Annotated in this window: 12 protein-coding genes and 2 pseudogenes; 10 read left to right on the top strand and 4 right to left on the bottom strand. The window is 57.5% G+C overall.

Going from position 1 to position 15,528, the window contains the following annotated elements; translation table 11 throughout:
• Positions 1-34 precede the first annotated feature (34 nt).
• The 7 genes and pseudogenes from prlC (at position 35) to ELQ88_RS03070 (ending at position 7,612) form a co-directional block, all read left to right on the top strand.
• Complete coding sequence (prlC, locus tag ELQ88_RS03100; protein WP_138963573.1) at positions 35-2,086, top strand: oligopeptidase A; 2,052 nt, start codon at positions 35-37, stop codon at positions 2,084-2,086.
• Positions 2,083-2,370 carry a YheV family putative zinc ribbon protein gene (locus ELQ88_RS03095; protein WP_128874689.1) on the top strand — a complete coding sequence of 96 codons (288 nt, stop codon included), beginning with the start codon at positions 2,083-2,085 and terminating at the stop codon, positions 2,368-2,370. The genes prlC and ELQ88_RS03095 overlap by 4 nt, the downstream gene beginning before the upstream one ends.
• 239 nt (positions 2,371-2,609) lie before the next feature.
• Complete coding sequence (locus ELQ88_RS03090; RefSeq protein ID WP_138963571.1) at positions 2,610-3,350, top strand: gluconate 2-dehydrogenase subunit 3 family protein; 741 nt, start codon at positions 2,610-2,612, stop codon at positions 3,348-3,350.
• Between the two features lie 2 nt (positions 3,351-3,352).
• Positions 3,353-5,137 carry a GMC family oxidoreductase gene (locus ELQ88_RS03085; RefSeq protein ID WP_128874687.1) on the top strand — a complete coding sequence of 595 codons (1,785 nt, stop codon included), beginning with the start codon at positions 3,353-3,355 and terminating at the stop codon, positions 5,135-5,137.
• 12 nt (positions 5,138-5,149) lie between these two features.
• Positions 5,150-6,454: a cytochrome c gene (locus ELQ88_RS03080; RefSeq protein WP_138963569.1), complete on the top strand. Its 1,305-nt coding sequence runs from the start codon at positions 5,150-5,152 to the stop codon at positions 6,452-6,454.
• 70 nt (positions 6,455-6,524) lie between these two features.
• Positions 6,525-6,752: pseudogene (locus ELQ88_RS03075) on the top strand (radical SAM protein); the annotation flags it as partial.
• Positions 6,753-7,237: 485 nt separating this feature from the next.
• On the top strand, positions 7,238-7,612 hold the full coding sequence (locus tag ELQ88_RS03070; protein WP_138963567.1) for a Rap1a/Tai family immunity protein: 375 nt from the start codon (positions 7,238-7,240) through the stop codon (positions 7,610-7,612).
• A 435-nt stretch (positions 7,613-8,047) separates the two neighbouring features.
• Here the strand turns inward: ELQ88_RS03070 and ELQ88_RS03065 are convergent, their stop codons facing one another.
• From ELQ88_RS03065 to ELQ88_RS03050, 4 genes are all read right to left on the bottom strand, one after another.
• Complete coding sequence (locus tag ELQ88_RS03065) at positions 8,048-8,587, bottom strand: recombinase family protein (RefSeq protein ID WP_138963565.1); 540 nt, start codon at positions 8,585-8,587, stop codon at positions 8,048-8,050.
• Between the two features lie 196 nt (positions 8,588-8,783).
• The gene (locus ELQ88_RS03060; RefSeq protein WP_138963563.1) at positions 8,784-9,461 is read right to left on the bottom strand and encodes a hypothetical protein; all 678 of its coding nucleotides are present in this window, start codon (positions 9,459-9,461) and stop codon (positions 8,784-8,786) included.
• A 17-nt stretch (positions 9,462-9,478) separates the two neighbouring features.
• Entirely contained in the window at positions 9,479-9,946 is a 468-nt protein-coding gene (locus ELQ88_RS03055) for a hypothetical protein (protein ID WP_138963561.1), read from the bottom strand.
• A 332-nt stretch (positions 9,947-10,278) separates the two neighbouring features.
• Positions 10,279-11,988, bottom strand: a complete 1,710-nt coding sequence (locus ELQ88_RS03050) for a recombinase family protein (RefSeq protein ID WP_161599947.1) — start codon at positions 11,986-11,988, stop codon at positions 10,279-10,281.
• Positions 11,989-12,021: 33 nt separating this feature from the next.
• Between ELQ88_RS03050 and ELQ88_RS03045 the strand changes: the two are divergent.
• The 3 genes and pseudogenes from ELQ88_RS03045 to ELQ88_RS03035 all read left to right on the top strand — a co-directional run.
• Positions 12,022-12,861, top strand: a pseudogene (locus ELQ88_RS03045) (PA0069 family radical SAM protein); the annotation flags it as partial.
• Positions 12,862-13,108: 247 nt separating this feature from the next.
• On the top strand, positions 13,109-13,840 hold the full coding sequence (locus ELQ88_RS03040) for a carbonic anhydrase (protein ID WP_138963557.1): 732 nt from the start codon (positions 13,109-13,111) through the stop codon (positions 13,838-13,840).
• Positions 13,841-13,924: 84 nt separating this feature from the next.
• Positions 13,925-15,451 carry a SulP family inorganic anion transporter gene (locus tag ELQ88_RS03035; RefSeq protein ID WP_128874673.1) on the top strand — a complete coding sequence of 509 codons (1,527 nt, stop codon included), beginning with the start codon at positions 13,925-13,927 and terminating at the stop codon, positions 15,449-15,451.
• Positions 15,452-15,528 lie beyond the last annotated feature (77 nt).

Genomic DNA, 15,528 nt, shown 5'->3' with positions numbered 1-15,528 from the left:
TCTTCCAGCGTTTCTTCCAGCCAAGGTGCCAACCGTGAGCGTGAACAACCCTCTTTTGCAGTCCTACGACCTGCCGCCGTTCTCGGCGATCCGTGCCGAGCACGTGCAACCGGCCATTGAACAGATCCTGGCTGACAACCGCGCCGCCATTGTCGAGATCCTCAAAGCCGAGGGCAAACAACCGACCTGGGCCGGCCTGGTGCTGGCCATGGACGAACTCAACGATCGCCTCGGCGCGGCCTGGAGCCCGGTCAGCCACCTGAATGCGGTGTGCAACAGCGCCGAACTGCGTGAAGCCTACGAGTCCTGCCTGCCCGCCTTGAGCGCCTACTCCACCGAGCTGGGCCAGAATCGCGAGTTGTTCGAGGCCTTCGAAGCGCTCGCCAACAGCCCGGCAGCCGCCGGTTTCGATGTGGCGCAGAAAACCATTCTGGAACACTCCCTGCGTGACTTCCGCCTGTCGGGTATCGACCTGCCGGAAGCCGAACAAAAGCGTTATGCCGAAGTGCAGAGCAAATTGTCGGAGCTGGGCAGCCGCTTCTCCAACCAGTTGCTCGACGCCACACAGGCCTGGACCAGGCACGTCACTGACGAAGCCACCCTCGACGGCCTGACCGATTCGGCCAAGGCACAAATGGCCGCAGCAGCCCAGGCCAAAGACCTGAATGGCTGGTTGATCACCCTGGAATTCCCAAGCTACTACGCAGTGATGACCTACGCCAAGGACCGTGCCCTGCGCGAAGAAGTCTACGCCGCCTACTGCACCCGTGCGTCGGACCAAGGCCCGAATGCCGGTCAGAACGATAACGGCCCGGTCATGGAAGAAATCCTCGACCTGCGCCAGGAACTGGCCAGACTCCTGGGTTTCGCCAGCTTTTCGGAGTTGAGCCTGGCCACCAAAATGGCCGAATCCAGCGACCAGGTCATCAGTTTCCTGCGCGATCTGGCCAAGCGCAGCAAGCCGTTCGCCGCCCAGGATCTGCAACAGCTCAAAGCTTATGCCGCCGAACAAGGCTGCCCGGACCTGCAAAGCTGGGACAGCGGTTTCTACGGTGAAAAACTTCGCGAGCAGCGCTACAGCGTTGCCCAGGAAGCCCTTCGTGCCTACTTCCCGATCGACAAGGTGCTGGGCGGTCTGTTCGCCATCGTCCAGCGTCTGTATGGCATCGAAATCGCCGAGCAGAAAGGCTTCGACACCTGGCACCCGGATGTTCGCCTGTTCGAAATCAAGGAAAACGGCCAGCACGTCGGTCGCTTCTTCTTTGACCTCTACGCCCGCGCCAACAAGCGCGGCGGTGCCTGGATGGACGGCGCCCGTGATCGTCGCCGCACCGCCCAAGGCATCCTCCAGAGCCCGGTGGCCAACCTGGTGTGCAACTTCACCCCGGCCGACAGCGGCAAGCCAGCGCTGCTGACCCACGATGAGGTGACGACGCTGTTCCACGAATTCGGTCACGGCCTGCATCACCTGCTGACCCGCGTCGAGCATGCCGGCGTATCCGGCATCAACGGCGTAGCCTGGGATGCGGTCGAGTTGCCAAGCCAGTTCATGGAGAACTGGTGCTGGGAGCCGGAAGGCCTGGCGCTGATCTCCGGTCATTACGAAACCGGCGAGCCGCTGCCTCAGGACCTGCTGGAAAAGATGCTCGCGGCGAAGAACTTCCAGTCCGGCCTGATGATGGTTCGCCAGCTGGAATTCTCGCTGTTCGACTTCGAACTGCATGCCACCCACGGCGACGGCCGCAGCGTGCTGCAAGTGCTCGAAGGCGTGCGCGACGAGGTCTCGGTCATGCGGCCGCCGGCCTACAACCGGTTCCCCAACAGCTTTGCGCATATCTTCGCCGGCGGTTACGCGGCGGGCTACTACAGCTACAAATGGGCGGAAGTGCTGTCGGCGGATGCTTTCTCGAAATTCGAAGAAGACGGCGTGCTCAATGCCGCCACCGGTCGCGCGTTCCGCGAGGCGATCCTGGCGCGCGGCGGTTCCCAGGAACCGATGGTGCTGTTCGTCGACTTCCGGGGACGGCCACCGTCGATTGACGCACTCTTGCGCCATAGCGGCCTGAGTGAGGTCGCGGCCGCATGAGTGAGGGACCTGTGATTACCAAAAGACGCTTTATCGCCGGGGCGGTCTGCCCGGCTTGCAGCGAGCCGGACAAGTTGATGATGTGGACCGAAGACCAGGTCCCGCATCGCGAGTGCGTGGCCTGCGGTTATTCGGACACGCTGAATGAACAGGGTCTGTCAGTGCCCAAGGAATTGGGCACAAGGGTCAACACCTCGGCGCTGAAGGTGCCGGACGCCAAGGTTCAGGCCGTGCAGTTTTTTCCGAACCCCAAGCTGAAGAAAAAGCCTGACGAGCAACACTGAGAAAAAGCCCCCTTCCAGCCTTTTACGGGGTGGAAGGGGGCCTCCAGCAACCACCCTCTCCCCGCGCTGCACGCCCAAGTTTTTTGCTGAATCGATTCAACTTGATACTTAGCCTGCTATCATTTGTTTCCAGATTTTGCAGTCGCCTGTCCCCGGTCTTCCACGACCCGCATTGCTGCCAAAACCAAAGTCGTTCCACGAAACGGCTGACAACCATTATTGCCTGATGAGGTGCCCCCATGTCTGATCAAGATCGAGACAACCCGCGGCGTGAATTTTTACGCAAATCCCTGACCTTGATCCCGGTGGTCACCGTCGCCAGCACCGGTTTGGGCAGCACGGTCCTGATGGCTGCGCCTGAAGCGGCGCCCGCCAGCCCCGCCAAGCCGACCGCCAGCACCACGGCGTATGAACCCGGGTATTTCACCGTTGAAGAGTGGGCATTCATCAAGTCTGCCGTTGCTCACTTGATCCCGAACGATGCCCAAGGCCCCGGTGCGCTGGAAGCCGGAGTGCCTGAATACATCGACCGCCAGATGAACACTCCCTACGCCGCAGGCGCGTTGTGGTTCATGCAAGGGCCGTTTAATGCAGACGCCGCGCCGGAAATGGGCTGGCAGAGCAAACTGGTGCCCAAAGACATCTATCGCTTGGGCATCGCCGCGACGGATGCCTGGGCGAAAGCGCTCAACGGTAAAGTATTTGCCGAGCAAGACAGCGCTACCCGAGAGGATTTGCTCAAGCAATTGGAGGCAGGCAAACCTCAGTTCGACAGTGTCCCGGCCAAGATATTTTTCAACCTGCTGCTGCAAAACACCAAGGAAGGGTTCTTCTGCGACCCGATCCATGGCGGCAATAAAGGCATGGTCGGCTGGACCATGATTGGTTTTCCAGGCGCCCGCGCCGATTTCATGGATTGGGTGGAACGCAACGAGCAATACCCCTTTCCGGCAGTTTCAATTCGCGGCGAGAGGGCGTGAGCATGGCAACGGTAATGAAGAAGGTCGACGCAGTGATCGTCGGTTTTGGCTGGACAGGCGCGATCATGGCCAAGGAGCTGACGGAAGCCGGCCTCAATGTGCTGGCACTGGAGCGCGGCCCCATGCAGGACACCTATCCCGACGGTAATTATCCTCAGGTGATCGACGAACTTACCTACAGCGTTCGTAAAAAACTCTTCCAGGACATTTCCAAGGAAACCGTCACCATTCGCCATAGCGTGAACGACATTGCGCTGCCGAACCGCCAACTGGGCGCCTTCCTGCCCGGTAACGGTGTGGGCGGTGCCGGTCTGCACTGGTCCGGCGTGCACTTTCGGGTCGACCCGATCGAGTTGCGTATGCGCAGCCACTATGAAGAACGCTACGGCAAAAACTTCATTCCCAAGGACATGACCATCCAGGACTTCGGCGTCAGCTATGAAGAGCTGGAACCATTTTTCGATTATGCCGAGAAAGTCTTCGGCACCTCGGGTCAGGCCTGGACGGTGAACGGTCAACGGGTCGGTGAAGGCAAGGGCGGTAACCCGTATGCCCCGGATCGCTCCAATCATTTCCCGCTGGAATCGCAGAAGAACACTGTTTCCGCACAGCTGTTCCAGAAAGCGGCCACCGCAGTGGGCTACAAACCCTACAACCTGCCGTCAGCGAATACTTCGGGCCCCTACACCAACCCTTACGGCGCGCAAATGGGGCCGTGCAACTTCTGCGGTTTTTGCAGCGGTTACGTTTGCTACATGTACTCCAAGGCATCGCCGAACGTGAATATTTTGCCGGCCCTCAAGCCGTTGCCGAATTTCGAGTTGCGGCCCAATTCCCACGTGCTGCGGGTCAACCTCGACAGCACCAAGACCAAAGCCACCGGCGTGACCTATGTCGACGGTCAGGGCCGGGAGATCGAACAGCCGGCGGACCTGGTGATCCTCGGCGCCTTCCAGTTCCATAACGTGCGGCTGATGCTGCTTTCCGGCATCGGCAAGCCCTACGACCCCATCAGCGGCGAAGGGGTCATTGGCAAGAACTTCGCCTACCAGAACATGGCCACGATCAAGGCGTTCTTCGACAAGGACACCCACACCAACAATTTTATCGGCGCCGGTGGTAATGGCGTGGCGGTGGACGACTTCAACGCCGACAACTTCGATCACGGGCCTCACGGCTTCGTCGGCGGCTCGCCGATGTGGGTCAACCAGGCCGGCAGCCGACCGATCGCCGGGACCTCCAATCCGCCGGGCACCCCGGCCTGGGGCAGTGCCTGGAAACGCGCCACCGCCGATTACTACACCCATCAAGTGTCGATGGACGCCCACGGAGCGCACCAGTCCTACCGCGGCAATTACCTCGATCTGGACCCGGTGTACCGCGATGCCTACGGCTTGCCGCTGCTACGGATGACCTTCGACTGGCAGGAAAACGACATCAAGATGAACCGCTTCATGGTCGAGAAAATGGGCAAGATCGCCGAAGCGATGGGGCCCAAGGCCATTGCCGTGATCGGTAAAAAAGTCGGCGACCATTTCAACACCGCGTCTTACCAGACCACCCACCTCAACGGTGGCGCGATCATGGGCACCGACCCGAAAACCAGCGCCCTGAACCGTTACTTGCAGAGTTGGGACGTGCACAACGTGTTCGTGCCTGGCGCCTCGGCTTTCCCCCAAGGTCTGGGCTACAACCCAACTGGCCTGGTGGCTGCATTGACCTACTGGTCGGCCCGGGCGATCCGCGAGCAGTACCTGAAAAACCCCGGCCCGTTGGTTCAGGCTTAAGGAGCGATGACCATGAAATCAGTAGTTATCGCTACGCTGGCGCTGCTCGTTTGCGGCTCGATCAACGCTGCAGACGCTGATCAAAACCTGATCAAGCAGGGCGAGTACCTTGCCCGTGCCGGCGACTGCGTGGCCTGCCACACCGCCAAGGACGGCAAACCCTTCGCCGGCGGCCTGCCGATGGAAACACCGATCGGGACGATCTATTCCACCAATATCACCCCGGATAAAACCGGACTCGGTGACTATAGCTTCGAGGACTTCGATAAAGCAGTCCGCCATGGCGTCGTCAAAAACGGCAGTACGCTGTACCCGGCCATGCCGTATCCGTCCTACGCACGCGTCAGCGAAACCGACATGCAGGCGTTGTACGCCTATTTCATGAAAGGCGTGGTGCCCGTGGCCCAGGAAAACAAGGACAGCGACATCCCCTGGCCCTTGAGCATGCGCTGGCCGCTTGCCGGCTGGCGCTGGATGTTTGCCCCGGCCGTCGAGGAGCATAACGCCACCCCTGGCGCAGATGCCGTGGTCAGTCGCGGGGCGTATCTGGTGGAAGGCCTCGGACATTGCGGCGCGTGCCATACGCCGCGTGCCCTGACCATGCAGGAAAAAGCCCTGGATGCCGGGCAAGGCAGCGCGTTTCTTGCAGGCAGCGCGCCCCTTGAAGGCTGGATCGCGAAAAGTCTGCGGGGCGATCACAAAGACGGTCTCGGCAGTTGGAGCGAAGAGCAACTGGTGCAGTTCCTCAAGACCGGTCGCAGCGATCGCAGCGCGGTGTTTGGCGGCATGAGTGATGTGGTGACGCACAGCATGCAGTACATGACCGATAACGATCTGACCGCGATAGCCCGCTATCTCAAGTCCTTGCCGGCAAAAGACCCTGACGATCAGCCGCATCAGTACGACAAGCAGGTCGCCCAGGCGCTGTGGAACGGTGACGACAGCAAGCCTGGCGCGGCGGTGTACATCGACAACTGCGCGGCCTGCCATCGTACCGATGGCCATGGCTACACCCGCGTATTCCCGGCGTTGGCGGGCAACCCGGTATTGCAGTCGGACGATGCCACGTCGCTGATTCACATCGTGCTCAAGGGCGACACGGTGCCTGCAACCCATGGCGCACCCTCGACCTTTACGATGCCCGGGTTCGCCTGGCGCTTGTCGGATCAGGAAGTGGCGGACGTGGTCAGTTTCATCCGCAGCAGCTGGGGCAACGGTGGCTCACCGGTCAAGGCGAGCGAAGTGGCGGACCTGCGCTCGAATGATATGAAGACCACGTCGGGCGACGACCTGGGGCAAGCGACCCAAAAGAACTGACTGCCCAGCGGCACTAGCCAGATCAACAGCGCCTCTATACTGTATATAAAAACAGTATAGAGGCGTTTTCATGTCCATCCCTCTTCCCCCGCGCGGTCGCGGCACCGCCACCAACCCGCACAACCGCTTCGCCCCGAGCCGTTCGGTGGCCGAAGATGACGGCTGGTATCAGGAAGCGCCGATGACCCAAGGCACGGAGGTGCGGATCGAGACGGCGAAAACCATCATCACCCGTAACAACTCGCCGGATTTGCCCTTCGATCGCTCGATCAATCCCTATCGCGGGTGCGAGCACGGTTGAGCATGTTATGTAATTAGTACAGATACTGAAAACAAGCTTCCCAGGAGCATCACCCTCACCGTCCAGGGTGTACCTCGAACCAATACCTAGATTTCACAAATCCGCTCCTGGCTCTTGAGCTGGGAGAGTGCACAGACGAATGCGCTCGCATTCAGGGGATCACTTGTCAGCGTGAGCTGACGACTGTCACACGTTCAAGGCAAAGGGCTTTTCTATTGGGGCGGTATGTATGAGGGAACCTCAACGCTGATCTTCTTCAACGGGAACTACCCGCAAGCTCCGCTTGCCACGTAAAAGCTAGACTCCCATCGGTGGGGCTGCTCTCTTCTATATCATACGACGCTATTCCACTGGAGTATAAAAATCACATGCCCCTGTGCGATCCGTGCATATGAGCTTGCTTGTCTCGCTAGCTTGAACCCGGTGATGGCAGCCAGCCACTGCACCCGGTAACATGCCCGCTCATTCAAAAGGATTTCAGCATGAAGGCATGGATTGGAGCGGCTGCACTGATTGGGTTGATGGTAAGTGGTAGTGCCGCCATGGCTGATGGGAACGAGCTTTTGACTCAATGCCAAGCCAGTCTTAGGTCGATGGAGATTGCACCTAACTCCGCCCCCGATTTTAACGCTGGATTCTGTTTCGGCACGGTTGCAGCCGTTATGAATACCATGACTAACCTCTATTACGACCTCCCTAAAGAGGCAAGGGCATGCTTCCCGGTGAATGGCATCCAGTACACGCAGGCAGTAAGGATTGTTACCCGATACATGTCTGAGCATCCTGCCTCACTGCATAAAAGTGGGGCCCTGCTCTCAATTGAAGCGTTCAGGTCAGCTTTCCCTTGCAACAAATGAAGGGCGAGTTTTCCAGGATTTCAAATCCCCGCCGCCAGGAGCTTTGCACCGTTGGGTGATTCCAGTAGCTGACCCAGGAAAATAACCTGAGGCGAGTATCTGGCAGACCACCATTTCCCCGTATTTTTTTCTGCACCTTGTGAATCGGCGAGATTTCCAGCCCGACACCGGATCAATCAAGCGAGCAAAGAAGTGGCCTTCACCAAAACGTGAATGATTCTCGAATAACCTGCGCCACCACCCAGAACTCTCTCAGAGGCTTTCTAAGGCCGCACAAGCCTCTACCTGCTACCAGTGTATACCTATAGCAGAGAGCGTCGCCCCTTAGGCCATACAGAAGCTCTGACGGAGCATTACACTTATCATCCTATGCGATCTGGCTCTAAAGAACGACAAAGCCCGCTCAAGGCGGGCATATGGGTCTTGCGATATTGGTCAGGCGGTTTTCATGGCCCGTTGAACAGTGGACAGGCTCACACCAAGACTCTTTGCGGTGTCCCGGTAGGATGAACCATTGGCAACATGAGCGCGGATTGCATCGGCGTCTGTGGTCTTCACACCACCCTTATACTTCCCGTCAAGCTTCGCTTGGGCGATGCCTTCCTTCTGGCGTTCACGGATCATCGAGCGTTCGAACTCTGCCACAGCACCCATCATCTGAAGCATCAGGTTCTGGTATTTGTCGTCTGCACCAGTGAAGTGCAAGTTCTCTTTGCAGAACCTCACCGAGACACCCTGCTCGTTCAACGACTGCACCAGGTTCAAGAGGTCTGACAGACTACGGGCCAGCCTATCGATGCTGTGCACAACAACGGTGTCACCGGTACGGACTACATCTAGCAGCGCCCGGAGCTGGGGACGGTCTGTGTCCTTGCCTGAGCACTTGTCCGTGTAAACCTTGTCGAGCGTTACGCCGTCGAGCTGCCTTACTTCGTTCTGGTCAACTGAGCTGACTCGCACATAGCCGATATCCATTTGGGGCCTACTGTATTCATCTGGGTCTAGAGATTGTCATTCTGTGCTTCAAACGCACTAAAAACAACCGTGGAAGCCACGTAACTGTATTCATCTGACCAGTGGTCAGCAGGCTATACCCAATTGAATACATAAAGAGTTGAAGGCACCTGACTCACCTACGATGAGCGTGTTCAGCTCATACAAGCTGACTGAGCTACTGCTCACTCCTCCCTTCGGCTTGCTGGTTTGCATCATCTATTGATTTGAGTGCTTCGTAGGACATGCCGTGCATGACGTTGCAATAGGCATCTCGCAAAACATCGTATGACGAGAGAATTGCGTCGTTGGCAAGCATCCCTAAACCACCAACCTTCATCCGTATATAGTTTGGGTTGTCGTCGTACACGCGCTGCAGGTAGCTCGTAGAAATGAGTTCCGGGTCTTGCGCGTCTCCAGCCAGAACATACTGCTCAATAGCCTCTCGAACAGCAGCCGTACTGGTTTCAAAATTTGCCGTTTGGATATGCTTCAACAAGTACACAGAAATTTGATCTGTGAACTGTAGCCAGAATGCGTCCTCGTAGTGTTGCTTCACGAACAAGGAAGCGCCTGATATCCGCAAAACTGAATACTCTCGCAGGCATTTATCACGTTGAGCGACGCTGATCTCCAGGTCTGCACGCGCTTCTGCGTTCGGCAGAAGGTCATAGTCCTGTGATAGCGGCATGCTCTCGAGGTAGTGCTCATTGATCCACGATGCAAGAAGAGTCGGATCAGTGAAAACCTGTCGCGCTGTTAGCTCATCGGTAGTCGAAGACGCTTGAACTGCCTCAGAATTTGGTAGGTCAGCTGAAGGAGGACGGCTTGGCTTGAAAAACGAGAAAAAGCCCATTTGTGCAATTGTCCTATCTAGGCGCCAGCAGGTGGCAGCGGGTGGAGTTGTGACCTATTGAGGACAGACCACCGATTGATCCCAGCCTTGTCGAGAACTTTGGACAAGTCTTGCGGCTTCTGTTTCTCGATGGCCCTTGCGATCGAATCGTGCTTCTCGACGGAGAGCGTCTTGCCCAAGACGTTCATGGTCGCGGGGAAGACTTTGTTCGCCAACTCTCGCAGACCTTCGACTTTCTTGGTCGTGAAGATGGTCAGGTAGGCTTGGTGTGATCTTGAACCCGACTTGAGAGCTTGGATACGGACAAGGAATGGCTGGTCAGGGCACCGTCTACGGAGTACCTGTTTGAATTTCACCATGTCATCAAGCAAGGCATGACTTTGTTCAGGATCATCGTAGAAGATTGAATGCTGATATGACCATTGGTAGGAACGGAATACTGCCAGATACTTTCTCTTGGTCTTCTCTTCACTGGTTTCACTCACACACTGATCTCCCTCTACAGATGAACACACTCACTCGGAGTCCTCCTCCTATACTTGCTGGTTGATCGAACAACGCAAGTAGCAGACCAATGGACACTTGAAGCGGCGCCAGCATTGGCTTATGTCGAGACCGAGGGCCGCCTATCTTGTACTCAATTTGGCGAAATTATGCATTAGTAGTGCGGCAAACTCAAAACAGTATCGCAATCAAGCCCCGGTCAAGCTATGGCCCCAGAAACCGGGCATCTCACGATTCATCACTCTCCGCAACAGTTCAAAAACCATAGGTTGTGCATAGGTTTCATAGACGTTTCGGAGAGGTTATTGGCAAATCAAGGCAAGGGCTTCTTCACCACGGGCGACAACAGCGGTATAGGTGCTTTCCACTGCACGCACTTGAATGAGTCGAGTTCGTCCGGCGTGAACACTTCGCCCGCCGCACCCGGCACACGCCGACTCTTTCCTGCAATCCTCACGGGGCCGGTACGTGCCGTGAAGCGTCTGTCTGGCGGACTGGTGATGCTGGCTTGTAACTCCGTCACCTTGCCCTTGAGCGCGTCCTTGACCACTGTCGTGAGGGTCCTGGCGTCGAAGTCGATCACCAGCTTTGCAAAGATGCTGGTCAGGTAGCGGTTGATCCTGGCTCGCTCGAGCGCGGCGGGCTCGCTCCTATCGTTGAGCATCCAATCCACACGCCCACCAACGTCCAGCCCTGCTATAGAGAAGGCATCCTCCAGCTCTGCCAGTTGCGTGTCAGCTGCTGCTAGCTTCGTTCTAGCCTCCCGGTCATCCTTCTTGGCCTTCGTGAGCATGGCAATGAACACCTCCTGTTTGTCTTCGTCGTCTTCGTCCATGAGGCGCTGTTGCGTCTGTTCTGTCCGCGTAGTGATCTTAGTTATCAATGCCTGGAGAGCGTCACGTTCCCGGCGAAGTGTCTTCAGGTCTTCTGATCCTGCCATGAAGTAGCTCTTTAGATTGGTCCAGTGCTCGAACTTGAACAGTAGGCGGCGAAGATGCTCGCCCCGGATACTTCGGATTCCTGGCACTGTGCAACTGTTGGTCATGCTGTTGGTACACATGAAGTATTCCTTCCCACTCTTGAACTGGAAACGGACACTCCCGCCGCAAGCCTTGCACTTCACCAGGCCGCGATAGATGTTCAAGTTGGAAGCATCCTGCCTCCCGGCGAATGGTTTCCGCTGGCTAATGACTGCCTGCACCTCGGCGAATAGATTCTTGTCTACGACAAGCGGGTAATAGTCGGTGAGCACCCTATCGGTGGGCATATTCTTGCCAGCTGCTTCGCTGAAGTTGGTGATTGTGTGTTCACCGATCAAGCGACGATTCTTCAGGAGGTATTGCAACTGGTGAATCTTCCAGCTGGAGCCGAATTGCTCGTTCACTCTCCTGCACGTCTCAGACAGTCCGTATTGCAGTGCTAGGGTGAACAGCGCTCGAATCTGTTTGGCGATAGTCTCGATTACTACGATCTTGCGTTCATCGCCCTCACGTTCAACCTTGAGCCAGTTCGCCACCTTGTCCGTAACAACCTCTCCCGCTTCCATCCGTGTGTGGTTTGCCTTCCATCCGTCCCGGCTGAAATCACTCTTGCGAACGGATTCAGCGTTTGCCCTCTGCATCTCTACGATCACACCTAGGAGATTGCCAAGGTCGAGGGGTCCGGGGGAGATGAGCTGAAGCTTGTCGGCGATACCAACTTGCAAGCCGACCTCACGAATTCGAAGGAACAAGGTCAGTGCATCGGACAATCCCATCCGGCTCATCCGGTCGATGTTCTCGAACAGGAGGATGGACCCCTTGGGAATATCACCAGACTCGGCACGGAGGATCACCTTGCCCAACTCGCCCTCATGAACGTTTTTACCGCGAAAGCTGGTCATGCCCGCGTCCGTGACCTCTTCCACCAAAACCAAGCCGTAATGTCGGCAGAACGCCTCCTGAGCTGCACGCTGGCGCTCCTCTGTGGATTTCTCGCCCTGACGATCTGTAGACCATCTCATGTAGCTGTAAACGCCAGTCATCAGGGCTCTCCTTCGGTATCGGTACGAGTCACAGATTATAGCTGCATTTATTGTTACGCACGGCCCAGCCATGCCTATTGGGACCTGTCGCCTGGGCTGGATTTCGAAACCAAGCTGATCGCCAAGACCAACGCCGCGCAGGTGTTGGAGGAGCAACTCTCCAGGCGCGGCTATCAATGCGCGCCGATCAACCTGGGCTCCAACACCGATCCTTACCAGCCCATCGAGCGTGAACACAAGATCACTCGCAAAACCCTTGAGGTACTGCTGCGTTACCGCCATCCGGTGACCATCATTACCAAAGGCTCGCTGATCCTGCGCGATCTGGACCTGCTGGCCGAACTCGCTGAGCAAAGGCTGGTGGCCGTCATGATCAGCCTGACCACCCTGGACGACGAGCTCAAGCGCATCCTCGAACCCCGCGCGGCTGCGCCCAAGGCCCGATTGCGAGCGATCAGGGTGATGCGTGAAGCGGGAATCCCGGTGGGGGTGCTGTGCTCGCCGATGATTCCAATGATCAACGACAGCGAACTCGAAAGCCTGCTCACCGAAGCCCATGGCGCTGGCGCACAAAGTGCGGCCTACATGATGCTGCGCCTGCCCCTGGAAGTGGCGCCGCTGTTCGAAGAATGGCTGGCGGCCCATTATCCTCAGCGTGCGGCCCATGTATTGAGCCTGATCCGCCAGAGTCGTGGCGGTGAGCTCTACGACAGCCGGTTTGGCAGCCGGATGCGCGGCGAAGGTCCATTTGCCGACCTGCTGGCGCAACGCTTTGCCAAAACCATCAAACGCCTGGGGCTCAATCGTCGGGAAGGTTTTAATCTGGACTGCACAGCCTTCTGTCCGCCGGGGCGTCAGATGTCATTGATTTGAGGGTAATTGATCTATGGTTGAGTAGAACGAAACAGGCATCATATTGAGTCTGGTCACGTTTTGTGTGACCTGGAACACAGGTACTAGAGCGTTTCATTCAGTTTCAATTAAGTTTCGGCAGCTACCTTGTTCATCGAGTGACTGACGGGTCGGGCGCTTCGACCTGGATGTTTTTTAAACAGCCACTGGCTTCACATCGGATAAAACGGGAAAATTCCCTGACTGACTCCGCCAAAGAGGATGAATCATGAGTGACAAGGATAAACAGCCGTTGGCTGCGTCGGCTTCAGCCCCACTGGAGGCGGAAACCGCCGATGCAGCGCTGCAGCATATCGTTGACGGCTTTTTGCATTTTCATCACGAAATTTTTCCACAGCAGGAAGAACTGTTCAAGAAACTCGCCACGGCCCAGAGCCCCAGGGCGATGTTCATTGCCTGCGCCGATTCGCGCATCGTTCCCGAGCTGATCACCCAAAGCGCCCCTGGCGATCTGTTCGTGACCCGCAACGTCGGCAATGTGGTTCCACCGTACGGGCAAATGAACGGCGGTGTTTCCACTGCGATCGAATACGCGGTACTGGCCCTCGGCGTGCAGCACATCATCATTTGCGGACACTCCGACTGCGGCGCCATGCGTGCGGTACTCAACCCGCAAAGCCTGGAAAAAATGCCGACGGTCAAAGCCTGGTTGCTCCACGCCGAAGTGGCGAAAACCATGGTCCAGGAAAACTGTCATTGCGCTGACGAAAACGAAAGCATGCAGATCCTCACCGAGGAGAATGTGATCGCTCAGTTGCAGCATCTGCGCACTCATCCGTCGGTGGCCTCGCGCATGGCCAACGGCCAGCTGTTTATCCATGGCTGGGTCTACAGCATCGAAACCAGTGAAATCAAGGCTTACGACGCCGATCAGGGTTGTTTCCTGCCGCTAGATGGCAGCCATCCAATTCCCGTGGCGACGCCCAAAGCGCGCTTCTAAATCCTCCTAAGTATGGTTTAGCCGAGGTTGCCGACCGAGCAGCCTGGCTTTGCCATGCCTGAAAAAAACTTCAGGAGAATCACCATGCGTGCAGCGCAACTAAAAACTGTTCTGCCACGGGAGCTGTTGGCTTCGGTGGTCGTGTTTCTTGTCGCTTTACCTTTGTGCATGGGTATCGCCATTGCTTCGGGGCTACCGCCCGCCAAAGGCTTGATCACCGGCATCATCGGTGGGCTGGTGGTGGGCTGGCTCGCCGGTTCGCCATTGCAAGTCAGCGGTCCGGCGGCAGGTTTGGCCGTTCTGGTGTTCGAACTGGTGCGCCAGCATGGAATCGCCATGCTCGGGCCGATTCTACTGCTGGCAGGCTTTCTGCAATTGGTGGCCGGGCGGTTGAAACTGGGTTGCTGGTTTCGGGTGACGGCGCCGGCGGTGGTCTACGGCATGCTCGCCGGGATTGGCGTGTTGATCGTGCTCTCACAGGTGCATGTGATGCTCGACGCCGTGCCCAAGCCTTCCGGGCTGGATAACCTGGCAGCCTTTCCGGCCGCTGTGGCCCAGGCGTTGCCATCGTTTGGATGGCAGGCGGGGGTACTCGGCCTGGCGACTATTGCCGTGATGTACCTGTGGGAAAAATTCCGCCCGCACTCCCTGCGCTTCGTTCCCGGTGCCTTGCTCGGTGTCGGCCTTGCGACAGTAGCCAGCCTGGTACTGGCACTGCAGGTCAAACGCGTTGAAGTCCCGGCCAACCTTGCAGAAGCCATCGACTGGTTGAAACCCGCGGACCTGCTCAACCTGGCGGATCCCACGCTGCTGGTCGCGGCATTTGCGGTGGCCTTCATCGCCAGCGCCGAAACCCTGCTGTCGGCCGCTGCTGTGGACCGCATGCACAGTGGACAACGTTCGGACTTCGACCGGGAATTATCAGCACAGGGTGTCGGCAACATGCTCTGCGGTCTGCTCGGGGCGCTGCCAATGACCGGTGTGATCGTGCGCAGTTCGGCCAACGTTCAGGCCGGCGCCACCACGCGTTTTTCAGCGATATTCCATGGCCTGTGGTTGCTGGCCTTCGTGCTGCTGCTGTCGAGCGTGCTGCAAAGCATTCCGGTGGCGAGTCTGGCGGGGGTTCTGGTTTATACCGGCTTCAAACTGGTCGACCTCAAGGCTTTCCGCGGTCTGGGCCGTTATGGCCGGATGCCGATGTTCACTTATGCGGCGACTGCCTTGGCAATCATCTTCACTGACTTGCTGACCGGCGTGCTGATCGGCTTCGGCCTGACCCTGGCCAAGCTTGCCTGGAAGGCATCACGCCTGAAAATCAGCCTGGTCGACCTGCCAAGGGACGGCGAAATGGAATTGCGATTGACCGGTGCAGCCACCTTTCTCAAGGTGCCGGCGCTGACACAAGTGCTGGGGACCATTCCCGCGGGTGCAACGGTGCATGTGCCGCTCAATAACCTGAGCTACATCGATCACTCGTGTCTGGAGTTGCTTGAGGAATGGGGACGGGCCAATGCGGCCAAGGGCTCGAAACTGCTGATTGAGGCGCGGGGGTTGAAGCGCAGGCTGGAGGGACGGTTGCGCACTACGTCCGGTGTAGGCTCAGCTACATAAATCGCCCTTTGTAGGAGCGAGCTTGCTCGCGATGGATTCAAGAGCGCCGCGTTTATCCAGTAAAAAACGCGTTATCG

The sequence above is a fragment of the Pseudomonas sp. MPC6 genome (assembly GCF_006094435.1).
Classification (GTDB): Bacteria; Pseudomonadota; Gammaproteobacteria; order Pseudomonadales; family Pseudomonadaceae; genus Aquipseudomonas.
The sequence above is the reverse complement of the archived record's forward strand: the minus strand, read 5'-3'. Positions and strand labels throughout refer to the sequence as shown.